This is a genomic window from Streptomyces sp. NPDC005263 (assembly GCF_042872365.1).
Classification (GTDB): Bacteria; Actinomycetota; Actinomycetes; order Streptomycetales; family Streptomycetaceae; genus Streptomyces.
In genome coordinates this window covers 1-22,826 of record NZ_JBIAKJ010000025.1, presented here as the reverse complement: position 1 = coordinate 22,826, position 22,826 = coordinate 1, and the positions used below count along the sequence as shown (strand labels likewise).

Genomic DNA, 22,826 nt, shown 5'->3' with positions numbered 1-22,826 from the left:
CGCAGCCCCATCGCCTACGAGACAGCACTCGACACAACATCAACTACCCTGGCCGAAGCCGCATAGCCCGTGTCCAAGATTCCGGGTCAAGGCCCCTCCTCCACCTATGAAGGAGCCGCGCAGGCGCTGAAAAAGTACGACCCCCAGCAGAAGGCTCCCAAGAACAACTTCTCGGTCAGGCCCATACCCAAGGACGACAACGGAGCAGGCGGCCGGCTGATGGCCGACTTCTACCGCCTCAACCGCATCATCGACGGGTCCAACGACGGCTTCACCATCAAGGTTTCCTAGAAGAACGCGGTGGGCGGGCAGCCGACAGTCCCCTCTGCCCGCCCACCGCTCACGCCGGCCAGAACTGCACCAGGAACTGCTCCACCCCCGCCGGCACTTCCTGCTGCGCAAGCTCCCGAACCCGCTCCTGCCCCCGCACGTAGGCCCGCACCCGCCACAACGTATCCTCCGCCCCCAGTTCCACCACCGGATCGCTCGGCCCGCCATACGACCACAGCGCCACCTCTCCGGACCGGCAAAACCACTCCACCTCCGCGCTCGACTCCCAGGCGCGCTCGTCCTTCGGCGGAGCCTGATCCCACACTTCGGCGGTGAAGACGGCATGGTGCGTGTGACCACCGCTGCGGAAACACAGACGTCCCTCACCGGACGTCAGGAGTTCTACCGCGGCCTCGGGGCTCTCCTCCGACTCCTCCGCGTACGCATCTTCCGCCCACAGAGCGTAAAACTCGATGTACACCTCAAGTTCCTGACGCCTCAACAGGGGCATAACGAGTTCCCTTCCCACAGCCAGTCGTCAACAGCGCAGTCGACACTATCGGCGCGAAGACTTGTCCCGTAACGGCTGGTCACAGATGAGATGACCTTGGCGTGAGTGGCGTGATCACGACGGTTGCGTACCCGCACAGCGCACCAGGGCGGCCATCCACCGTCACGAAGACCCGCCTGAATCCGTCGAACAGCGTCCAGCCTGCGCCATAGAGACGCGCTCGTCGCGGAGGGGAGGCCGTCATGCAATGACCAGCCGGGAGCCCGGCAGATGTAGGCCGGACGGATGCCGTGCACACGCCGTCCGTTGGGACTGGTCCGCAGCACGTGCACGGCTCTATGGAGCACCACACCGAACGGACGTGCCTGTGGGAAAGCTGACCTTAGTGGCTGGCCGCAGTAGCAAGAGTGTGCCGCGCCGTTTCCCAGCTGCCTGCGCCTGCGATGACGCTCCGGCAGTTACTCACTTTCGGGTGACAGCTTGCACCGGAGTGGGACGGCGTGGCGCGGCGCCTGCGGGACTTCAGCCAACTCCAGCAAGAGGCCAGGAGCTGCTGCGCCGTCAACATTGTGCGTTAAGCCCATAAATGGGCGATACGGGCGAGAGTCACGGAAACATGGGCAAAGAGTAACGCAGCCCCTGTTTCCACACCAACTCACGCATGAGGTGGACAGAGTGTGAGTGCGGCCAGTCCGGCCGCCACCCGCACACCGCGCCCGCCCCTCACGGCAGCAGTGAAAGCCCGCCTGGGGGAGGGGTGCCCCACATCATCAGAGGGACGTCTTGTCCGCTTCCGCTTCTGCCGCCACCCGTCGTCTCGCAGCCGCCGCACTCGCGGCAGGCGTCTTGCTCTCGGTGGCGGCGCTGCCGGCGTCCGCAGCCGACCACGCACACCCGCACCAGCCGAAGGTGGAGATCTCGGCCGTCCAGTACGACTCCCGGGACGCGATGACCGCTCCAACCGGTCGCTGAACAAGGAGTGGGTGGAACTGACCAACACCACCCGCCACACGGTCAACCTCGACGGTTGGACCCTGAAGGACGACTCTGGCTACACCTACACCTACACCTTCGACCGCTACCGCCTGGACGGCCGCGCGAGTGTCCGCATCCACACCGGTGAAGGCCGCGACACCCGCATCGACATCTTCCAGGACCGCCGCGCCTACGTGTGGAACAACGACCACGACACCGCCACCCTGCGCAACGACCACGGCCGCTACATCGACGACTCCTCCTGGGGCCGCGACCGCTACCACCGCGGCACCATGCGACGCTGACCCTGCACACCGCGCGGGCGGCTGAGCACGCCGCCCGCCACGCGCACATACGGCGGCACGCCCGGCCTAGATGGCTGTGAACGGCTTCTCTGGCCCCGGTGGAACGAGTCCGTTGGCCCCAGGCTCTGCGCGGCGACCGTGGACAGCCTCACCTTGGGCGGCAACATCATCGAGACCGGCAGCGAGTCCTACCGCCTGGCCCACACCAGAGCCCGCCAACAGGCCAGCGCGGGCTCCTGACGACCGGTGTCACCGTTCCCGAATGCGCCACCACCACCAGCGCCCCGCTGTCCACTCGCTCACCCAACCCGGGTCCGGAAGAGTACGCCGCTCGAACTCGATGTCGATCTGCTCTACCAAGCGGCTCAGATCAGCTCGGGCTCCTCTCGGGAGGCGCTGGAAAGCCACTTCCAGATCATCTCGACCGTCTTCGATCTCGATGCCGGGACTCTCATAAGGGCCAGTCAGATATCGTCCCGGCTGCCTGAAAGCCCACTCGAACCGGCTCAGTGCGTTAGCAACGGCGTCCGGCCACAAGTACTCGGCCTCAACACGTCGCACTGCTGCCCGGGTTCGAGCGGATACACCCGGAATCTGACGGACCAGCACGTGCCTGGGTGGCCGCCACCGCTCAGCGCGGACGGCCTTCGGGCGCCTACGCGGCATCGCCCTTTCGGATCAGAACCATGTCGGCATTTCTGCCACGGCCCGCGCCTTCGAGGGTGGGGCCAACAGACTCGGTCACGTTTCCCAGCGAAGACCCCCAACTGGGGCCATGGGTGTCGTTCCTCTGGGGCCAACAGACATGTTCGAGGCCACCCGGACGCGCCGCCGACGCGGTACTCGTAACTGTTGTAAGGAAGAACAGGCTCCTCGTCGTGTGGGTGCGGGCTCGTAGTTGACCGTGCCGAGTCCGGCTCGACGTGAGAGGTCGTGGGGCGGGGATAGGCGCGTTGCGAGGATGTTCCCAGTCCTCGTCGTTGGGGGATGTCGTCGTCCGGGGCTGCTGTCATGTGGCGGACGTGCTCAAGGCCTTTCCCGGCGGGGCCCACCTGTTTTCCGGAAGCGAGTGGGCACGCCCGCACCCGCCCCGCTCTCGGCCGCCCGGCGCATGGCCGACATCTTCGCCAAGCTCCGCGGGCGGGCCGCCGTCCCTCCCTACCACAGCCGTTTACGGCCCCGCACCAGCGCGCCCAGTCCACTCAAGCGGCACTGCCCACATGCGAGAGCCGGTGACACCGCAGGCGAAAAGGGAAACGCCCGAACCGCGGCTGCCGGTGCACCGGCACGACGGCCCCCAGGGCGGTCATGGGGAGTGCGAGCGGCCCTGCCAGGGAGGGACGGTGTCAGATGACGTCGACGTAGTCACCGGCGGCGGTGGCTGCGGGTGTGGTGGATGTGCCTGCGAAGACGTAGCGGTAGTAGCCGTCGGCGGTGGCGTTGACGGTGGTGCTCAGCTTGCCGGTGCTGTTGGTCGTGATCGTCTTGACGGTGGTGTAGGTGTTGTTGTTCTTGGGCCGGTACTGCAGTTTCACCTTCTGGCCGCTGTAGCCGGCCCATTTGCGCGTGTTCCAGTTCGCGCGCGTCAGAGCCCCGGCGACGGTGATTGGCCTGCCCTTCCGCACGGGCTCGGGGGAGGCGTTCACACTGAGCTTGGAGGCGCGCTGCACCTTGGTGACGGCGTAGTCGTAGACGGCGGTGTGCGTGCGGTCCTTGCCGTAGGCCCAGGCGGCGATGTGCCAGGTTCCGGCCTGGGCATTGGAGACCACGTTGGTCATGTCGCGGGTGTCGGCCTTCACCTGAAAGTTCATGGTGCAGGTGGTGGAGGTGCCGCTGGTGGTGCACTGCGGAGCGTCGTAGGACAGGGCCCGGTCGCGACTGGCATAGGTGCTGCCGTGCCACAAGTTGACGTCGGCCACGGATATCCCGGCGGTATAGGTGGCGGTGATCTGGGCGCTGAACTTGGTGACCGTGGTGGGGCCGATAACGATGTTCTTGCCCTTGTTGACCACAACCTCGGTGATGACCGGCCCGGGTGCCGCATGGGCAGGGGCGGCGAAGAGAGGGATCAGCAGGGCGGCAGTCGCTGTTGCAGCAACCGCTGCGGCATGTGCACGCATACGAGTCCGTATCGAAAAAGGCCGGCCCCGGCACCATTGGCCACCGAAACCGTGCGGATCATGAAGGTCGGAACCTCAGACCCCGGCAGGCAGCGCAGGGTTGTACGCGGATCGCGGCTGTCTCGCTGCGAACGCCCCTCGCCCTCATACGAACGGCCTCCGTGCTGTCAATTGCCAGTAACCCAGGCACCGTTCACACGAATATGTGCGGCGGGACCGGCTGGCGACCAGTCGCGATGAGGGAGGATTCTGGGGCCGCGACCTGGCGTTGATGCACCTGCGTACCCCGGTCCGGGCCAAGCCCGTGCGGATCGCCTCGACCACGCCGCCGGACAACACGCCCATCCGTCTCATGGGCTGGGGCATGACTTGCGACGACAGCACCAATCCGGCGTGCTTCCCCACGCGGCTGCGGAAGGCCGACACCGTGGTGCAGCCGATCTCGACGTGTCCGTCACATGCGGCTGACGGAGAGTTGTGCGTCGGTAGCGCCGACGGCAGCGTCGCCGCGTCGAACATGGACTCCGGCGGTCCTGCGCTGGTCCGCGAGGGCGGTCAGTGGGCCGTGGCCGGTGTGGTCAGCGGCCCCGACGAAAGCGGCAAGACACTGTACTCCGATGTCACCAGGCACGCCGACTGGATCAACGGCATCATCACGGGCACCGACGTGCCCCCCGATGATCGAATCCCGGACATGGAAGGGTCGGTGGACCTGAGCGGCTGTGCGGGCTCGGTGGTCCGTACCCCCGCATCCCGTCCGCAGGATCCGGCGCCGTTGCTGACCAACGGTCACTGCGTGCAGGGAAATTGGCCCGCTCCCCAAACCACGATAGTGGACCAGCCTGCCGACCGCGAGGTGCCCATCGTCGACCGTCGGGGCTATCCGCAGACCACGGCCCGTGCGAAACGGCTGGTGTACGCGACCATGACCGGCACCGACATCGCGCTCTACCGCCTGGACAAGAGCTACGCGCAGTTGAAGGCCGAAGGCACGAAGGTCTTCCAGCTCGCGTCCGCCCCCGTGCGCGCAGGCGACCCACTGACCGTCGCCTCTGTCGGCGCCCGCTACCACTGCACCGCCGAGGCCGTGGTCCCGCACCTGCGGGAAGGCGGCTACCAGCTGAACAACTCGATCCGCTTCACCACCAGCGACGACTGCGCCCCCTGGCACGGCGACTCCGGTTCGGCTCTGCTGGCCCCCGACGGCACCACGGTCGTGGGAATCCACAACACCCACAACGACGACGGCGAGCAATGCACCGACAACAACCCCTGCGAAGTGGGCCCGAACGGGGAAGTGACCTCCACGAAGGGTCGCAGCTACGGCCAGCAGGTTGACATGATCACTGGCTGTCTGGCCAAGGGATCGACACTGGACCTGTCCCGCCAGGGCTGCACCCTCACCGGTGCCCCGCCCCGTCCCGACCACCGCGACAGCCACCTCGGGGTCTGGGAGCCGAACCACAGCTCCCAGACCCGCGAACCCTGACCCGACAGCATCACCGGCGAACTCGACCCCGGCGTACGCGTGGTGGAGACAGAATGTGGCAGGGCGGGATGCCCTGTCGCATGATGGACCTTCAGCAGCTACGCCCGATGGGGAGAGATGTCGGATCCAGTGGCCGGGGGGACCGCCCTGGTGCCCGTGGCGGTCCTGCTCGTGGAGGACGACGAAGTGATCCGCAGATCGGTCACCTTGGCACTGGAGCGCTACGGCTACCGTGTCACCTCCGCCGGTGACGGCCTGACCGGACTCGAACTGTTCCGGGAGGGCCGGCACGACCTGCTGCTGGACGTGATGCTGCCCGCCCTCGACGGCATCGGGCTGTGCCGCCGAGTCAGGGAGACCAGCATGGACCCGATCCTGATGATGTCCGCGCGCGGCGACGCCTTGGACGTGGTCTCCGGCCTGGAGGCGGGCGCCGACGACTACGTGGTCAAACCCGTCGACACCGCGGTGCTGGTGGCCCGGATCCGCTCGCTGTTACGGCGGGCGACCTTCAACCCCGACACTGCCCCGGCCATGCCGCACCACCCCCCGACCGAACCGGTGGGTGGTGCGGCACGGCCGGGGGATTCCGGTCGCCCGGGCGAGCGCGCCCAGCTGGTCTTCGGCGACCTGACCATCGACACCGTCGGCCTCGACGTGTTCCGGGCGGGCGAACCGGTTGCGCTGGCCCCCACCGAGTTGCGGCTCCTGCTGGAGTTCGCCGCGAACCCCGGTGTCGTTCTGGACCTGCACATGCTGCTGCGCAACGTGTGGGACTACGGCTGGGACGGCGACAGCCGCGTGGCCGACCTGTGCGTCCAGCGGCTGCGGAGGAAGATCGGAGCCGAGCGGATCCAGACCGTCCGCGGCTTCGGCTACAAGTTGCGGCGCTGACGTGGGTACCCTGCGCGACCTGCTCAACTGGCGTTCACTGCGCTGGAAGATCGCTGTGCTTGTCGCCGTGGCCTGCTGCGCCATCGCGCTGACCGTTGGTGTGCTGGTCCACCGCAGTACCCTGGCCCGGTCCCTGCGCCGGCGTGGGGGTCACCGGCGGGCGGCGTCCGCGGACCGGGCTCGCGGACTCCAGGAGTGATGCCAGCTCAAGCAGTGCGTCCTCGGCGTGCCAGGGGGTGACAAGCTGGACGCCTATCGGCAGGCCGTCTGCGGTGGCACCGAACGGGAGCGACAGCGCCGGCAGACCGGTGAGGTTGAACGGCACCGTGGCCCGCATGACGTCCCGCGCCGGTACCTCGACCCCGTCGATGTGGTGGACGGGCCGGGCCGGCAGCGGGGCGGGGATCGTCACCACGGGGCACAACAGCGCGTCATATCGGCTGAAACAGGCGGCGAACTCGTCCCGCAGGCGTTCAACGACGCTTTGGGCCTGGACCACATGGGTCGACGAGGGCTCCCTGGCTCGCAAGGTGGCGTGTGCGACCTGGTGCAGGCTGTCCTCGTGGCCCGCGGTCAACGTCCGCAGGAACGGGAGTACTTCGGCCGTGTACAGGGTGGCGCTGAGCCGGGTGGCGTTGTGCTCCTCCAAGACGGGGATCCGGACCGGCTCGGCAGTCAGGCCCGAGGAGATGAGGGCGTCGGACGCGGCCCGGACCGTGGCCGCGACATCGGTGTCGACGGGGCCGAATGCCGGCGAGAGCAGTACGCCGATGCGCAGAGGCGTGCCCTCGGCCGAGTCGCGAGGGATCTCACGCGGCGCGGTCGCGTATCCGTCGATGCCGTCAGGTCCGGCAAGGATCCGGTAGGCGGTGGCGATGTCCCGGACGGTGCGTGCCATGGGGCCGACGTGCCAGTAGCGACGCAGTACGGGCGGCCAGTGTCCCGTGTACGGGATACGGCCGTGCGTGGCCTTCAGGGCGACGATGCCGGTGAAATGGGCGGGACCACGGACCGAGATGGCCACGTCACTGCCCAGGCCCAGCGGTGACATACCGGCCGCGATCATCGCCGCCTCACCCCCGCTGGACCCGCCCGGAGTCCGGTGCGGATCCCAGGGGTTGCGGGTGCGGCCCACCAGGAGGTTGTCCGTCTCCGTCCAGTACGAGAACTCCGGCAGGCTCGTCTTGGCGAGCGGGATGGCACCCGCGGCACGCATCCGCGCCACGGCTGTCGCGTCGGCCGTCGGCACGTGGTCGGCGAACAGCCGCGATCCCCGCGTGGTCACCACGCCCGCGGTGTCGAGTGAATCCTTGATCGTGAAGGGGACTCCGTGCAGCGGACCGAGGTCGTCGCCGCGCGCGACAGCGGAGTCCGCTTGATCCGCCGCGGCGAGAGCCTGTTCACCAAGCAAGGTGATCACGCCGTGTATATGGGGATCCAGAGCCGCGATGCGATCGAGATGGGCCTGCACCACCTCACGGGAGGACACCTCACGGGCCCGGATGCACCGTGCCAGTTCCGTCGCGTCCAGAGCGTTCAGAACGGTCATCAGCCCTCCACGAACGTCACGGCCGTACGGCCGACACCTTACAGACCGGCTCCCGGCCGCCGAGGAGCGGCTTTCCACGAGCAGTCCTTGCCAACACCTGACAGTGCTTCTGCTCCGCCGCCAGAAGTGACACGGCGGCCGCCGATAACGCTGAAGCAGGTCGCATGCTTCGCAGCGGCAAGGGATGCGATCGGCTCTCGCAGGGGGCGCGGGGGAGCGCGCACACGGCGCGCCCTCGCACTCTGCGCCTCAAGTGCCTTGCCTGGCAATGCGGTTGGGTGCGTGGGGCCGTGCGTGCCCGTCCTACCGTGGGAATGCTCCCTGTCCGCGGCGTGCCGAGCCCAGCTCTGCGGGGGCCGCGAAATCTTTTCGCGCGAAAGGGGGGACGACGGGCCGCCCGCGCCCCACTTCTGCGGGGCCGGGATCGTCCCGGCCGTCAGAGGAAGGGGTAGGGCCAATGCCGCAGCGAATCAACGAAGCGCACCTGGCCGAGGACAGGGCCCTGGTACAGGAGTTCAGGGCGCAGCAGCCGCCCTCGCCGCAGCGCGACCGCGCCTTCGGACAGCTGCTCACCGGGCACCAGCGCATGGTGTTCACGTACTGCCTGCGGATGGTCGGCGACCTGGGCATCGCCGAGGACATCACGCAGTTGGTCTTCCTGGCGCTGTGGAAGAACGGCCTGGACCGGCTGGAGAATCCCGACGGCCTGCACAGGTGGCTCCGCACGGTCGCCGTTCGCGAGTGCGGCGCGCAACTGCCCAGCCCGCCGCGGAACACGGCCAGGGAGGAGGTGGCCGGCCTGGACGGGGCCGGCACAGGCGGGGCGTCCGCGCGGCGGAGCCACCACCGGCTCCGCCTCTCGGAGATCCCGTCCTCGGACACCGCGGCGATGTTCGACCGCCCGGCGGAGGGCGGCGGGGAGGACCTGGACAACGCGCTGCTGAACGTGCACGTGGAGGAGCTGTACACGCTGCTGGACGAACTCGTGACGGTCCTGCCGCCGAAGCTTCAGCAGACCTACGTCCTGCATGTGCGGGAGGGCTGGGACGGCATTGGGCTGGCGCGCCGGCTCGGCGTCGCGGACGTGGAGGGGCGGCGGCTCAAGCACGAGCTGCTCAAGAAGGAGCTGCCTGGCCTCCTGGTCGCCAACCTGGTCGCCCGGGCCGCCGTAAGCGGTGGCGAGGAGGCGGGCTGCAACACGCTGGTGGCCCTGCTCAGGCGGGCAGGCTGGTCCACGGGCCCGCTGCCGCGCAGGCTGGCCACCAAAGTCATGAACCACATCTCCGGCTGCGCGGACTGCGGCGGCCGCGCGGAGAAGTTCTGGCGTCAGTGGCGGCCGTGGATGCTGCCGCTGATGGTCGACTCCGACCTGCGCAGGAGCATTCTCGACCGCGTCGAATCCACTGCCGCCACGGCGGACGCGCCCGATACGGCCGACGCCCACCAGCCCGGCAGCGGCACGGGACCCGATTCGGTCTTCACCAGGAGCGCGGTCCGCGCTGCAGATGCGAGCCGCACCCGCACTCAGCCTGCCAGCGAACTCGCGCCGGTCGGACCCCGCCCCTCCCCCCGCAGGCACCCGGGCCGGCCGCGGCGCCGCATCGCAGCCGCCGCCGTCCTGGTGCTGTGCGTCATCGCAGGCGGCAGGGCCTGGCAGGTCAGCGGCCAGCCCATGCTCACAATTGCCACCGACCCGCCGTCTCCGAGCGTACCCACTTCCTCCCGTGGCAACGGCGACCAGGACGATCACGGTGACCTCGCTCCCGGTACTTTCCACCCGTCCGCGCCCCCGCGCCCGGACCGCGAGGACACCCGTAGCAGGGCCACGGCGAGCGCAGGCACTGGCCGTACCGGCGACGGCAGCGACAGCGGCACCTCCGCAGGCAGCACCCGAGGCTCCAAAGAGTCGCAGGGCCGCGGCTCCGGCAAGGCCGCCACCACGAACGGGACCGGCAGCACGGACGGCTCTGCCGACGGCACGCCTGAGGACGATTCCGCGGGCAGCGGTGACGGCGCGCCTGAGGACGATTCCGCGGGCAGCGGCGACGGCGCGCTCAGTGGCAGCACGGACGGCTCTGCCGACGGCACGCCTGAGGATGACTCCGCGGGCAGCGGCGACATCGCCGGCCCCCCACCGCCCCCGGCATCCCGGACATTGGTCGTACACCTGAGCGCCCCGTCCGACGGCGGCATCGCCGTCACGTCGAACGGCGTCGGACTCGGCTCCTGCTCCAAGGCCTACGCCGAGGCGGCCAAGGACTGCGTCTACACCGTGCACGACGGCGACACCGTCCGGCTCACGCCGCAGGACTTCGTCTACAGCTGGGGCGGCGCCCCCTGCGCCGGCGTGGGCACCCACGACGCCTGTTCGTTTTCTGCGACTGCCGACACCGGCTTCAACCTCTACGTCCAGCGCGAGGCGGGATGATCCACCCCCGCCGCGGGTGACCGCCGACATCTGAAGAAAAATCTCGCAAGAACGGGGGACCCCACCTCCAACGCGCCCCACTTCTCCGGTGCGCGGGCCTGACGCCCGCGCACCGGATCCGTTTCCCACCCGAGGAGACCAGTAATGCGCACCAACTCGCTCCCCCTGCACCGGCGGGCGCGGCTCGCCATGCTGCCGGTGGTCGGCGCGGCCCTGGCCGCGGCGGCCCCGACGGAGCCCGCCGCGGCCGCCCCCGCAGGCAGCTGCCCGCATGGCACCGTCGTGCGACAGGCCCAGCCCGGCGGCGACCGACCCTGCGTCGCCCCGGCGACGCTCGGCCGCCGGATGACCGCCTTCATCCCCGCCCGCCACGTCTTCGCGTTCCGCAACGACTTCAAGACGGCCCCGTGGTTCGACATCCGGTTCGGCGGCCTGTGCGGCGGCATGCCGTACGCGGCGCTCGACCACTTCTTCACCCACCGCCCGATCCCCGCCCAGAACACCCGCCCCGCCACCGGCACCCCGCTGTTCCGCTTCATCAACTCCCGGCAGTGGGCGTCGCTGCAGCCCAACCTGGACAAGTGGCTGGAGTTGACCACCAACCCGTTCGGCTGGCGCAACCGGGAGTTTTTCCGCTGGGGCCTGCAGGGCCTTGGAGGCGGGCGCCTGCAGGAGCTGCGGGAGTCCATCGATGCCGGCCGCCCCCGCCGCCCACAGGCACTGTGGCGAGAAGCCGGCCGCCGTGCCGTCCTCGGCCTCGCCAGTTCCACCGGCGCCGGCCTCGTCGCCACCCTGGAATGGTGGATGCGCACCCGCTGACCTGCCGCGCCCATCCCCGGTGTCGATTTGCGCGAACAAGCTGCCGGTCTGCAACTGTGCGCGAACAAAGCTGCTGGTCTGCAACGAGGGACGGCTGAGAGGGGTATGTCCGCCACCGTGGCGGACACACCCCTCCTGCCCCTGGCATTGACTCACCGGATACCGAAGCGTGCGGCGCCCCATGCCGGGGCGCCGCACGCGGCCATGGGCGGTCGGCACACACAACGAGGCGGGCCCGGATCACTCGGTGCGCCGGCCGCGACAACGGCCCATGCCGTGTGGACTGTTGAGGCTAGGCGTCGGCACCAAGGTCCTTGCGCATGGCATCCCGAAGGGCCTGGTAGGCCTTGTCATAACGCAACCGGCCTGCGACGTACTCATCGCTGTCCCGACTGAAACCATCGGCGACGATGTCGCGCAGGTCGCGTAGCCGTCGGAACGAGTCATCTGATGGCCCGACGATGAAGCGAGGTGCACAGATTGATACTTCGTAGCGCAGGGCCGTGCATGCCTCGAACGCTTCCCATACGGCGCGCCTGCGCTGGTCTGGTTCCGGTTCGGGCTCTCGCACGGCGACGCGGCAGGCGTGTTGAGCCGTTGCCAGCGCGGTCAGGTAGGAGACGTAGAGGGAGCGGCGGGTTTCGGTGTGCTGGTCGCCTCGCTCTCTCCTCCATCGGCGATGGTCCAGGAGTCCGGCTGACGCTGTAGCGATTCCACCTCCTACTACGGTGCTGGCCAACGAGATCCATTCCATCGGCACCCCCGAGAGCTGAGCTGTTCGGCGTTCCAGCGTGCTCCTGGGTCGTGCCCGGCGTCGAGGTGACGGTGCCGGTGACTGCTTTTAGGCTGGGCATGCTCGGGGTGTACTGCGGAGGTCGGTCATGCCCCGAACCATCTGGTCCGGCTCGATCAGCTTTGGCCTGGTCACGGTACCTATACACGTGGCGAGTGCTACGGAGAATCACAGCATCCAGTTCCACCAGTACCACCTTCAGGACATGGGGCGGGTACGCACGCGGAAGGTGTGTGAGCTGGAGGACCGTGAGGTCAGTCAAGGGGAGATCGGCAAGGGGTACGAGCTGTCGGAGGACAACGTCGTCCCGGTCCCGGACGCCGAGCTCCGCGACCTGCCGCTGCCCACGGCGAAGGCGATCGAGATCCAGGCGTTCGTGCCGTTGGAGTCGATCGACCCGATCCGGATCGCGGAGGGCTACTACCTGGCGCCGGACGGGGCCGTCGCGGCGAAGCCGTACAAGCTGCTCGTCCAGGCGCTCGGCCGCTCCTCGAAGGTCGCCATCGCCAAATACGCGTGGTCGGGCCGGGAACGCCTCGGTCTGCTGCGGGTGCGTGACGACGTGATCGTCCTTCACGCGATGCGCTGGCCCGACGAAGTCCGCGACCCGGCCGCCGTCGACCCGCCGACCGGTGACGTGTCTGACGAGGAGATCGAGGGGGCGCTCGCCCTGATGGAGACGATGACCCGTGATGATCTTGAAGGCTCTGAGTTCGAAGACGCCTACACCGACGCCCTCGCCAAGGTCATCGAAGCGAAGCGGGAGGGCCGCGAGCTGCCGGAGGTGGCGGAGCCGGCCGAGCAGCCGGGCGAGGTGCTGGACCTGATGGCCGCTCTGCAGGAGTCGGTGTCCAAGGCGAAGACCGCCCGCGGTGAGGGCGACACGCGCGAGCCGAAGAAGACCCAGGCGAAGAGGGCGGCGAGGAAGCCTGCCCGGAAGCCGCGGTCCGCCTAGTCCTTCAGGATGCCGAGGGTCTGGTCGGGCCGACAGGGCTGGCAGGGGTGGCAGGGGTGGGTGAAGCTGGCGTCCTTGACGAGCGCGTATTGCGCGTCGGTGGAGGTGAGGGTGGCGACCGGCTGGTGGATCTTGGGGCAGTCGGCGGTGTGGACGGTCACTCCGACGGCCTGACCCGCGCGCCGCTCTTGTTCGGTGATGTAGCCGCCGGTCGCCCGCGTCTGCTGCTCGACCTGTTCGATCTTCCGCTGGGTGTCGCGTAGTTGCCAGCCGAGCCATACCTCCAGTGTGCGGAGTTTGGCGAGGCGCTCGGCAGGCGAGAGGTCGGACGCCTGTTCGATATTAGGGGGTAGGCTGCAGCGCCGACCACCCGGGGGGCCGAGAGGAGTAAGCGTGAACGAGCAGCGCTACCACCTCACCTTGTCGTCCGCCGGCCGCCCGATGATGCAGGGGTGGTGGGAGAACGAGGAGATCGCGCGCGGCATTCTGCCCGTGTGGGTGGGGAGCTGGGGGGGGGGAGCTGCCGGATGCCCGGGTCACCCTCGTCGACGAGGAGAGGGGCGAGACGTTGGCGAGCTGGCCGCAGACGCCGCGGGCGTCTGCCACCCTGGCGCCATGAGCGACGAGCAGCAGACGGCTCCGCAGGACGATGACCGCTTCGAGGACGTGCTCACAGACGTGGCGGACACCCCGCCCGCCGACGAGTACCGCCTGTCGACACGCCCCGGCGTTGTCAGTGGCGACGCCTAGGCTCAGCGCCATCCGGCACCGTCCATGCGGAGTTTTGCGCCCTGGCCGAGCGTCGAACTCCGGCCGGGGCGCGCTGCTGTCAGCCCTCGACGGGCTCCGGGTACCGGACGGCCTTCTTCACAGCCATCTCCACCTCAACCCGCGGCTTGCCTTCGGCTTCGGCGTGTTCGGTGACGGCGGCCTGGAAGGCGGCGAATGCATCCCGCCACGCCTGTCACTGCTTGTCGTAGTCGACGCCCAGGTCGTTGAGGCGGGCGTGCGCGTCGACGGCTGCCTGCTCCAGCGTCACGAGATATTCGAAGGTGTGTGCCACGTCGGGATCCTACGTGCAGGTCCTTCACCGCCCGCGCATGCAGCTACGGATGCCGGGAGTACGAAAAGCGGAGGCGCCCTGTCCCCGGCATTCCAGCTGCCGGGGACAGGGCGCCTCTGCATCCGTGAAAAGGCCGGGCTGCTCTGCGTCGTTAGGGGAGCACGAGTTGGCGTCAGGTGCTGATGGCTGGGTGCTGCGATCACCGTTGAGCTGCACCGAGTGCGCACACAGACCGACGACATCGGGGCGCCGGCCCCGCAGCGCCGAGGCGTCGTCTCTTAGGTGGACTTGGTTACGATCCCGGCCGAATAGAACTGCGTCAGTGCCGGGCAGTAGACGTTCGACCAGCCGCTGGTGCGCCAAGCGACAGCCTCGAGGTCGATCAGGCCGCCGCCGTCCAGGCGCGTGCAAAGGACGCTGGCCTTGTAGTGGCCGCCATTGCTGTGGGAGCAGCGGGCCATTGCGCCGTTGTCGAAGTTGTTCTGATATTCGCAGCCCGTTGGCCAGCCGGTTGCCCCGGTGGGAGCTGCGGAGGCTCCACCCTGGAAGCCGAGAGTGAAGGCGACTACTACGCCGCCTGTGATGAGAGCCGACCACTTCTTCATTGACGTGGAGCCTTTCGCTGTGTCGTCATTTAGAGGTGCAGTGCCGGGGGAGGCTGGCGCGTCGCGTTCAGGTCACCTTGGTTTCGATGCCGGGTGACGGGTTCCTGTACGAGCCCTGGCAGTAGGCCTTGGAGAACGAGCCGTTGTTCCGCCAGTCGCCCACGAACTCTTGGAAGCGGCCAGTTTCTGCGTCCTTGCACATCGCGAGGGCGCGGTAGTGGCCGCCGTTCGCCTCGCTGCATCTCGCCACAGTCATCTGCGAGTTAACGGCCTCGTAGGTGCATCCCGTCGGCCTTCCCGTAGCGGCTGCTGATGCCGTAGCGGGCGCCGAGAGCATGAGCCCGAGCATCGCGGTTCCTGCGAGTATGATTCTTGATGTCGTACGCACTCTTGGATTCCCGTTCGTTTGGATTCGGTTTCCCTGTGCCTCAATCGGTCATCCCTCTTCCCCCTTCCTCACCGCAATAGTTGAGCGGACGGACCGGGTGATCTGGGGGGAGGGCTGCGCGTGATTGAGGTTGTCAGGGACCTGAACAACTGTCGTGCGCACTCCGTCCACGGTTCCCTGTGCAATGCGTCCACGCCGGAGAGGCCCTGCCAGCAAACGCCGAGCCGCTGCCCGACCGGCCGTTGCTGACGGGGACGGTGCTCAACAAGCCCTAAGCACGCTGTACGAGGGATCACAGCACCCTCTTGTGCGGGGTCCGGTCTGCGCGGGCCTCGTGTTCCACAAGGTCACGAAGGTCCCGGCCCTGAGCGCTGATCTTCTGACGCTCTACGCATCAGCTGACCCCCACCGATCGCGCGCCGCCCTCTCCTGTACCCATACGCGGTACTCCATGGGTGACACTCCGTACGCGCTCCGGAAGGCTCGCCCGAAGTCGGAGGCGCGGACCATGCCCCAGCGGGTGGCGATGGTGTGGACTGGTGTGGAGCTGAGGTTGGGGTCCGCCAGGTCGCGGCGGGCGCCTTCGAGGCGCTGGTCGCGGATCCAGGCCGCGACCGTCTCGCCGGGGGTGTCCTCCTTGAAGATCCGGTGCAGGTAGCTCAGCGAGATGTGGTGCGCGGCGGCTATCACGGGCGGTGACAGCTCGGGGTCGTGCAGGTTCTGGCGGATGAATGCCCGTACGCGTGTCGTCAGCGCCCGCTGGCGGGTCTCCGGCGGCAGCGCGTCCTCTGCCTCCAGCACCTGGGCGAACCAGGCGGACAGCAGGTCGATCAGAACGGTGCCGAGGCGGGGTGCGTCGGACGGCTGGAGGGCGTCGGCCTGCGGCTCCAGGCCGGTGAGGAACCCTGTCAGCAGGGCGCCCACCCCTTCCCGTCCCGACAGCCGCCGCCCCAGCAGCTGTTGGACACGGGCGGGCGGCAGGGGTAACAGCGCCTTGGGAAAGTCCACGCCCACCCCGGTGAGCACCACACGACCCAGGTCATCCGGCACGAGCACTTCGTACGGCCGCGACGTGTCGCTCACCCACAGATCGCTCGGACCGTACGCCTCGGCTCGCCCCACGTGCTCGAACCCCAACCCGCCACCGAGCACCAGCGACAGGTGGTACATCTCCGGATCGGACTGCCGCACCAGCTTCTCAGTACGCCTAAACCCCGTCGGCAGGTGCGACGTCGGCCACACCAGCACCGGCCCCAGCTCCAGCAGCCTCTGCCGCGCCCAGAAGTCGTCGGCAAACCGGCTGCTCATGTGGCTGGGGGCGATCGCCTGGTGCATCAACTCGCACCAGTACTCAAACCGGTGCTCCTTGGGCACGTCGTCGCTCCGGTAGACCGCTCCGATCATGTCGGGGCCAGGCGTGAGCGGCGTAGGGGACAAAGTCCGCCCAGACGGCGGGGACGAGGGAGAGCTGAAAGCCGGTGGTGTTCTTGGACTTGCGGAGGAGCCGTGCATGGTGAGGCCCCGACACCGGCGTCCCGCACGTCCGCATCAAAGTCCAGGACGACGAGCTCATTCTCCTGCTCGCCGAAGTCAACAACGGCGGATAACACGACCCCCGCCTCCCTCTTGGAGTTCCGGAACGACACCCAAACCGCCACCACGATACTGCCCACGGCTGCCCCCTTTCGGCTTGCCCGGGTCAGGTCTGCCGGCGCGCCCCGGGCGCCCTCGCTGGCACGCTCCCCGTCGTCCCCTCCACCGCGCCGGCCGCCAAGGCCCACGCTCCGGCCACCGCCCGCTGCGCCCAGAACCGCGCCCGACTCGTAAGCAACGTGTCACAGCCGAGGCAGAGCTGGAGCGGGTCCGGGAGGAGCGCCGCCGGGCAGATCAGCTCGCTCGGGAAGCTGCCGAGCAAGTCCATCAGCTGACGGAAGAACTCGAACGCCTACGAGGTGACGTGCCCGATGCCGCAGATGGTGCGGAACCGGCGACAGAGATGCTGACGCTGCAGGGACCACCGGACGTGGAAGCAGACGACATCGATCTGGCTCTTTCCAAAGCGTCCCGCCACCTGGATGACCGAGCCGACCGCCTCGAGCAACTCGCCAGCGAACTTCACCTGGACAACCGGACAACCCGCTCACCTCGGGTGACGCGGCGGACAACTCCCCGGACAACCCACAGGCGCCAGCTCCCGGCCAAACAGCCCTGACTGCGGGAAAGGCATTTGCATCCGGGATCTCGTACTGGGCCCCTCACGTGGCTTCTTCGGCCGGCTCACGCTCTTTGGCAGCAGGCTGCGCCGGGGACGGCCTAAACCCTCGTGACGTTGTGAGACGCGAGGCCCGGACAGACCGGAGCCCGCACAAGAGGGTGCTCACGACTCCTCGTACAGCGTGCTAAGGGCTGTACGAGCGCCGTCCCCGTCAGCACCGCTGGTCGGGCAGCGGCTCGGCGTTGGTGTCGGTCTGTGCGAGGCGCTCCACCGGCTCGGACACCCGGTCCCGCACGATCGTCACGACGAAGTCCACGTTGCTGCTCCCGGGCGGAAGGTGAAAGCGGTGTTGGCCTGGCTGCAGGCGCCTCTCCGGCGTGGACGCATTGCATAGGGAACCGTGCACGGAGTGCGCACGACAGCTGTTCAGCTCCCTGGCAACCTCAATCACGCGCAGCCCTCGCCCCCGGATCACCCAATCCGTCCGCTCAACTATTGCGGTGAGGAAGGGGAAGAGGGATGACCGATTGAGGCGCAGGGAACCGAATCCAAAAAGAACGGGAATCCAAAAGTGCGTGCGACGCGAAGAATAGTTACAGCTGCAACGACAGTGGCCACTTCGGTGGCAGCATTGCTCGCCTTTGGTACGCCAGCCCATGCCACTACTACCACCTTCTGTAACGCCCCTTATTCTTACGCACCTGGATGTTTCTACTCAACAGGCGACAAATTCACCGTTCAGGACCTGCGTGCTGATGGAATGCGCGCTGTCCTCGTGTGGCTAACGGATTACGGACGCAGCGGCGAATGCCACGACGCGAACGGCGCCAACAACCCTCCCACGACATGCGATGAGGACCTCGCAGAAGGGCATACTGTGACCTTCTGGACAGTTCTGCGGAACGGTGCCAACGGCGCGGATACGTGGGAAAGCGAGCCTATGGTGGCATGGACATCCGGCCGATAGGGACGGTTTATGCCAGGCTTGGCCCTTGGAGCTCGTAACACGATCATGTTGAAGTGTCCTGGTCGAGCGTGAACGGTGCGGTTATCAGGGGATTGAGGACTCGGCCGTGGATCTTCATGCCTCAACGGAGGTCAGGAACGGCTCAGCAGGGATTTCGCAATGGCGATGGAAGACGATGCGAGCGTGGTCTCGCCGTCGTCGATATCCCACAGCGAGTTCTGCAGCAGCCGTCCCAGCGTCCAGCCTGTCGCACGGGCGCGGTCCAGGCCGAGGACCTCGGTGAGCAGGTCGAAGCGGCGCCGCACCACGCGCCAAGGGTCGCCCTTCGCGACGTCGTCGTCCCACCGGCTGTCCAGGGCCGGCCACAGGTCGAAGCCGGGATCTCCGGCGAGCGGTTCGGGATCGATGGTGTGAGTGGGTGATCTGGTGGCATTGGGTGGGTGTCAGCAGGGCGGGGGTGCTGAGTGCTTGTGCCAGGGGCTCGTATGCGGGTCGGTTCGCTGTCATGAGGTGACCAAGCAGCTGCTGTTTTCTGACCTGTGTGGGGCGGGTCGGCTGTCGTGGGGGTGGCTGTTCCCACCCAGGAAGAGAAAGAACAGCTATTCTCCCTGCTCATAGGCCTTGAGGGGGCTTTACTACTGGGTCTCTCCATCAGCCAGATCGGCATCACGCCAGACCGCCCGCGGGCTGAAGTCGAAGCCTGACCCCACGACGCGGGGCCAGACAGGATCACCCTGCCCGGCCCCGCTGTTCGTCCGTACGCGGCTATGCCCACCGCATACCGATCGCGGACAGTTGCTCCATCCGCTCGGGGGTGAGCGTCGCGGCCCTGCTCCGCTGATTCCCGATCCATGCACCGAGCCGGTGCTCCCGCTCCTCCTGGTCCTCGCCGACGATCCGTTCGACGTGCTTCCTTGGGACCTGAAGGTGCCCTTCGCGTTCGTAGAACTGCTTGGCGGCCGCATAGTGCATGGCCCACTTGTCGGCCTGCGTACGGCGCGGGGGCGGCTTCTCGTCCTCGGCCGCGGGCTCGATCCCGAGGACCTGCTCGCACATCCACTGCTGCACGGTCGTGAGCTGGTCCCAGCCGAGCCGGACCGACTGCACCCACCGCCCGAGGTCCTCGCCCTGGCGCAGGACCTCGCCCGCCTCAGTGGGCAGTGCCTCACCGGAGTCCAGGTGCATCCGGACCAGGTGGAAGCACCGCTGCCACGTCACCGGCCAGCTCGGGCACCAGGACGCGTCGATCTCCTCCAGCTGCTCGCGCCGCTCGTCCGACAGGGCCCCGGCCGACGACTGAACCGGCAGGCCTTCGGCACGGCGCTGTTCGATTTCGGCAGCCTTCCGGGCGGCGGCCCTGGCGTTCTTGAGAAAGATCCCGACTTTTGACCCCTGGTACGTGGCATCGAGCGGGGCGAGAGCGTGCCCGTGTTCGGCGGCCCACCCGCGAACGGCAGCCAGGCACTCCTCCCACGCGACATCGAAGTGCGACCACACCATGCCGAGCTTCTCCAGCTGCGCGACGCGGTCTTCCCCCATGTCTCCGCGGGCGTAGAACCTTCGAGCGTCGGCGATCCATTGCCCCAGGGGGAAGGAGGCGAGGGAGGCCGGCCACCGTTCGGCTTCTGCCTCCTGGTCCCCGCGCTCGGGGACGCGGTATGTGAACGGCACTTTCAGGTTTCCGTGGAGCCGGTTGTAGATGGTGGCGGATTCGATGCCGCGGCGCCAGTGCTGGTGTTCGGGGTTGAGGACGCGCAGGTTGATGAACGCGGCCAGCTGCGCGGGGTCGCGCGGCATGCTGAACTTCAGCAGTTGCCGGGCCGGCCCCGAGAGTCGGTCGCTTCGGTCGCTCTCGGCTTCCTCACCTTCCCCTCCGCTGCGGCTCTGTACGCCCCTGACACGGCTCTGCGCCTGTTGCTCGGCGAGCTGCTCGACGATGCGGGCATCGTGTGCACGGAGTGCCTCGAGCAGTTTCGCCAGGCCGCCGTACGCCCGGCTGGTGAGCATGTTGTCGGCGCTCTCTCCCGGCCCGAGCAGGACGGGCACGACCAGCGAGGCCGTTTTGCCTTCGCCGGGCTGCATGCGCAGTGCGCGGCCGACGGCTTGGACGAGGTCGGGCATGGAGCCGCGCACATCCGCGAAGTACACAGAGTCACAGTGGGATGTATCGACGCCTTCACCGAGCACGCGAACGGACCCGAGGAACGTCTTCTCCACCACGGTGCCGTCAGCGGTGATTCCCCTGGAGAACTCGTTCAGGACATGGCGCCGGTGGAGGGGCTTGTGGTCGCCGCACAGCCAGTTGGCCCAGATCGCCTTCGGGTACAGCTCCGGGTCGGCGTCGTGCAGCCGTGTGGTGACGTGGGGGAGGCCGGCCGCGAAGCTTTCGGCTTCCTTGACCATGTGGTGGAAGACCAGCGTGCGGCGGAAGCCTTCCTCGGCCGATGCCTTCACCAGGGCGGTCTGCAGGGCGGCGAGCCGGGCCCCGCGGACCTGCTCGGACCGTGCGTCCTCACCGAGCAGCTGGGCGGCCTGGAGTTGGGTGTCGGTGATGTCCACGCACACGACCTGGTACGGCGCGCAGATTCCCCTGTCGATCGCCTCCGACAGCGTCAAGGTGAAACATCTGCTGCCGAACGGCGAGTTGGGGTTGTCGTCCATTGAGGCCACCAGCTCGCCCGGCGCGCCCTGCTCGGAGTCCTCGTCGAGCTGCCACAGCCGGGGTGTGGCCGTCATGTAGAGGCGGCGCAGGGCGGGGATGCGGGTGTTGTCGTGGACGACCGCCCACGGTCGGCCGATCCTGCCCGAAACCCGGTGGGCCTCGTCCACGATGATCAGCGACCACCCCGGAAGGCCGGCGGCGTGCGCGCGTTCCAGCGTGCCGAGCCCGAGCGAGGCGTACGTGGCGAAGACGGTGACTTTGTCGAGCGGCCGCACCCAGTCAACCAGCTCGCCCACGTCTGTGGTGTTGGGGAAGGACACCTCCTCGCCCCGCAGAGACGAGACCCCGATCATTGGGCCTGTGCGACCGCCTTCGCGCCACGCGGTCTCGGTCTGGGCGAGCAGGTCCAGCGAGGGTACGAGGACCAGCACGCGGCCCGCACGCAGCTCCTCCGCGCTGCGCACGGCGACGAAGGTCTTGCCGGTCCCGGTGGCCATGATCACTTGAGTGCGCAGACCCCGCCCGGGCACAGCGGATCGTGCAGGAATTTCGAGCGCCCGGAGTACCGCGTCCACGGCTTCCCGCTGATGGGGACGGAGTTCCTTCATAGCCATTCTCTCGACCCTTTCCAGCGGAGTCGGGCGACCGTTCTCGCAGCCCCGCCCGACCAACCAGCATGCAAACAGCAGGCGATGGGCCACTGCTGCCCAACAAGACACCGCGTTCCCGCCTCTGCTCCGGGACACAGATGAACACTCTGCAGCGGCAAACAGATCCCACAACCCTGGAGTCACCTAAATCCAGAGTCTATCGCAAGTATAAAATGAAGCACTCTCTCTCCGAGAGTCAACACCGATGCCACGGGTACTCGGTCATCCGTCACTGTCCACCCCGTCCCGGAGAGTCATGACACAGAAGACTGGCAACGATGAGGGAAACCGGTTCTGCAAGGCCTGCGGTACGCCAGCCGAGGACGGAAAGCTGTGCAATCACTGCGGCACCGTCCTGGACCTTCCCGACGATGCGGGGCTGATCGAAGACCACGGCGCGTCCGTACAACGAGACTTCGAAGGACGCACCGAGCAGCAAGAACAAGAGTGAGATCGACCAGCAAGGACGAGCAACCCGCTCGGTGAAAAGCGTGGACCGGGGTACACGGGCCGGCATGGCAGCGAACACCGATCACCCGATGTCCCTGCGGGCCGTGCGACAGCTGCGCCGAGTCCGCGCCTTCTACGCGGCGGGCGTCCTGCTGTGGGCGGCCTCCACCGCCTGGATGGGCTGGGAGCACCCAGCCAGTCGGCAGATGTGGGTCTCCGCCCTCCTCCTGGCCGTCTTCACCGGCCTCCTGATCACCGCCTCTTTGTGGATTCGACGTCTTGAGGCCACCGGCGCGGACAGGCCCGTTCACCACGCCGCGTCACATAAGACGACAGGACCACGCCACGCACATGCCTGAGCTCTGGTCAGCAGGGCCGCAGGACCCGTGACCGGATGTACCCCCAACCCCTCGCAGCCAGCCAGGCCCGCGCCAGCGGGCCCAACGGTCCTGGAGGCGCAGCCGGAAGGACCGCCAGGCGGGGGAGCGCAGCGGACCCGCCCGCCGGGCTGGAGCGTTAGCGGAAGCCCGGCTACGGGACAAAGTCCCGCAGCTCCGGGAGCGAAGCGGACGGAGCGTCAACCTGACTGCGCAGCAGCCAGGTTGAGCGGGCCGCGCAGCGGCCCGCCAGCGCTCCCGCGGAGCGGGAGCGCAACAACCTTGCGCAGCAAGGTTGTTCGCTTGCACATCGCGCAGCGATGTGGTACCCGCTCCGCGGG

17 protein-coding genes and 5 pseudogenes are annotated in these 22,826 nt (G+C 68.0%); 12 read left to right on the top strand and 10 right to left on the bottom strand.

Going from position 1 to position 22,826, the window contains the following annotated elements; genetic code table 11:
• The first annotated feature begins 69 nt into the window (after positions 1 to 69).
• Positions 70 to 291, top strand: a complete 222-nt coding sequence (locus tag ACFYRY_RS42640; protein ID WP_389158813.1) for a hypothetical protein — start codon at positions 70 to 72, stop codon at positions 289 to 291.
• Between the two features lie 49 nt (positions 292 to 340).
• Here the strand turns inward: ACFYRY_RS42640 and ACFYRY_RS42635 are convergent, their stop codons facing one another.
• A complete protein-coding gene (locus ACFYRY_RS42635; protein WP_389158810.1) occupies positions 341 to 751 on the bottom strand; it encodes a hypothetical protein in 411 nt (136 codons plus the stop codon).
• A gap of 813 nt (positions 752 to 1,564) precedes the next feature.
• On the opposite strand from ACFYRY_RS42635, the pseudogene ACFYRY_RS42630 reads away from it, so the two are divergent.
• Both ACFYRY_RS42630 and ACFYRY_RS42625 read left to right on the top strand, forming a co-directional pair.
• Positions 1,565 to 2,061 (top strand): annotated as a pseudogene (locus ACFYRY_RS42630) (lamin tail domain-containing protein).
• A 102-nt stretch (positions 2,062 to 2,163) separates the two neighbouring features.
• Positions 2,164 to 2,301, top strand: a pseudogene (locus ACFYRY_RS42625) (AAA family ATPase); the annotation flags it as partial.
• A 1,106-nt stretch (positions 2,302 to 3,407) separates the two neighbouring features.
• Here the strand turns inward: ACFYRY_RS42625 and ACFYRY_RS42620 are convergent.
• Complete coding sequence (locus ACFYRY_RS42620) at positions 3,408 to 4,181, bottom strand: calcium-binding protein (protein ID WP_389158808.1); 774 nt, start codon at positions 4,179 to 4,181, stop codon at positions 3,408 to 3,410.
• A gap of 205 nt (positions 4,182 to 4,386) precedes the next feature.
• Here ACFYRY_RS42620 and ACFYRY_RS42615 point away from each other — a divergent pair, with 205 nt between their 5' ends.
• The 3 genes and pseudogenes from ACFYRY_RS42615 to ACFYRY_RS42605 form a co-directional block, all read left to right on the top strand.
• Positions 4,387 to 5,670 carry a trypsin-like serine protease gene (locus ACFYRY_RS42615; RefSeq protein WP_389158805.1) on the top strand — a complete coding sequence of 428 codons (1,284 nt, stop codon included), beginning with the start codon at positions 4,387 to 4,389 and terminating at the stop codon, positions 5,668 to 5,670.
• Positions 5,671 to 5,787: 117 nt separating this feature from the next.
• Complete coding sequence (gene cseB / locus ACFYRY_RS42610; protein WP_389158802.1) at positions 5,788 to 6,564, top strand: two-component system response regulator CseB; 777 nt, start codon at positions 5,788 to 5,790, stop codon at positions 6,562 to 6,564.
• A gap of 1 nt (position 6,565) precedes the next feature.
• A pseudogene (locus ACFYRY_RS42605) lies at positions 6,566 to 6,700 on the top strand (two-component sensor histidine kinase); the annotation flags it as partial.
• 84 nt (positions 6,701 to 6,784) lie between these two features.
• On the opposite strand, the pseudogene ACFYRY_RS42600 reads toward ACFYRY_RS42605, so the two are convergent.
• A pseudogene (locus ACFYRY_RS42600) lies at positions 6,785 to 8,113 on the bottom strand (amidase); the annotation flags it as partial.
• Positions 8,114 to 8,570: 457 nt separating this feature from the next.
• Between ACFYRY_RS42600 and ACFYRY_RS42595 the strand changes: the two are divergent.
• The 3 genes from ACFYRY_RS42595 to ACFYRY_RS42585 all read left to right on the top strand — a co-directional run bounded on the left by ACFYRY_RS42595 (position 8,571) and on the right by ACFYRY_RS42585 (position 13,108).
• Complete coding sequence (locus ACFYRY_RS42595; protein WP_389158799.1) at positions 8,571 to 10,541, top strand: sigma factor; 1,971 nt, start codon at positions 8,571 to 8,573, stop codon at positions 10,539 to 10,541.
• A gap of 144 nt (positions 10,542 to 10,685) precedes the next feature.
• On the top strand, positions 10,686 to 11,360 hold the full coding sequence (locus tag ACFYRY_RS42590; protein WP_389158796.1) for a hypothetical protein: 675 nt from the start codon (positions 10,686 to 10,688) through the stop codon (positions 11,358 to 11,360).
• Positions 11,361 to 12,241: 881 nt separating this feature from the next.
• On the top strand, positions 12,242 to 13,108 hold the full coding sequence (locus ACFYRY_RS42585; RefSeq protein ID WP_389158794.1) for a Ku protein: 867 nt from the start codon (positions 12,242 to 12,244) through the stop codon (positions 13,106 to 13,108).
• On the opposite strand, the gene ACFYRY_RS42580 is transcribed toward ACFYRY_RS42585, so the two are convergent.
• Positions 13,105 to 13,308 (bottom strand): DUF6233 domain-containing protein, encoded by a 204-nt coding sequence (locus tag ACFYRY_RS42580; RefSeq protein WP_389158815.1) that lies wholly within the window; start codon positions 13,306 to 13,308, stop codon positions 13,105 to 13,107. The genes ACFYRY_RS42585 and ACFYRY_RS42580 overlap by 4 nt on opposite strands.
• 415 nt (positions 13,309 to 13,723) lie before the next feature.
• Here ACFYRY_RS42580 and ACFYRY_RS42575 point away from each other — a divergent pair, with 415 nt between their 5' ends.
• A complete protein-coding gene (locus ACFYRY_RS42575) occupies positions 13,724 to 13,858 on the top strand; it encodes a hypothetical protein (protein ID WP_389158791.1) in 135 nt (44 codons plus the stop codon).
• Between the two features lie 591 nt (positions 13,859 to 14,449).
• On the opposite strand, the gene ACFYRY_RS42570 is transcribed toward ACFYRY_RS42575, so the two are convergent.
• From ACFYRY_RS42570 to ACFYRY_RS42545, 6 genes and pseudogenes are all read right to left on the bottom strand, one after another.
• Complete coding sequence (locus ACFYRY_RS42570; RefSeq protein WP_389158788.1) at positions 14,450 to 14,776, bottom strand: hypothetical protein; 327 nt, start codon at positions 14,774 to 14,776, stop codon at positions 14,450 to 14,452.
• Between the two features lie 67 nt (positions 14,777 to 14,843).
• The gene (locus tag ACFYRY_RS42565; protein WP_389158785.1) at positions 14,844 to 15,032 is read right to left on the bottom strand and encodes a hypothetical protein; all 189 of its coding nucleotides are present in this window, start codon (positions 15,030 to 15,032) and stop codon (positions 14,844 to 14,846) included.
• Positions 15,033 to 15,551: 519 nt separating this feature from the next.
• Complete coding sequence (locus ACFYRY_RS42560) at positions 15,552 to 16,568, bottom strand: AraC family transcriptional regulator (protein WP_389158783.1); 1,017 nt, start codon at positions 16,566 to 16,568, stop codon at positions 15,552 to 15,554.
• Positions 16,569 to 17,109: 541 nt separating this feature from the next.
• Positions 17,110 to 17,283 carry a hypothetical protein gene (locus tag ACFYRY_RS42555; RefSeq protein ID WP_389158780.1) on the bottom strand — a complete coding sequence of 58 codons (174 nt, stop codon included), beginning with the start codon at positions 17,281 to 17,283 and terminating at the stop codon, positions 17,110 to 17,112.
• A 1,194-nt stretch (positions 17,284 to 18,477) separates the two neighbouring features.
• Positions 18,478 to 18,777, bottom strand: a pseudogene (locus ACFYRY_RS42550) (aminoglycoside phosphotransferase family protein); the annotation flags it as partial.
• Positions 18,778 to 19,111: 334 nt separating this feature from the next.
• Positions 19,112 to 21,622, bottom strand: coding sequence for a Helicase associated domain protein (locus ACFYRY_RS42545; protein ID WP_389158777.1), 2,511 nt, complete (start codon positions 21,620 to 21,622; stop codon positions 19,112 to 19,114).
• Positions 21,623 to 21,914: 292 nt separating this feature from the next.
• On the opposite strand from ACFYRY_RS42545, the gene ACFYRY_RS42540 reads away from it, so the two are divergent.
• Both ACFYRY_RS42540 and ACFYRY_RS42535 read left to right on the top strand, forming a co-directional pair.
• A complete protein-coding gene (locus ACFYRY_RS42540; protein ID WP_389158774.1) occupies positions 21,915 to 22,109 on the top strand; it encodes a hypothetical protein in 195 nt (64 codons plus the stop codon).
• A 64-nt stretch (positions 22,110 to 22,173) separates the two neighbouring features.
• The gene (locus ACFYRY_RS42535) at positions 22,174 to 22,467 is read left to right on the top strand and encodes a hypothetical protein (RefSeq protein WP_389158771.1); all 294 of its coding nucleotides are present in this window, start codon (positions 22,174 to 22,176) and stop codon (positions 22,465 to 22,467) included.
• Positions 22,468 to 22,826 lie beyond the last annotated feature (359 nt).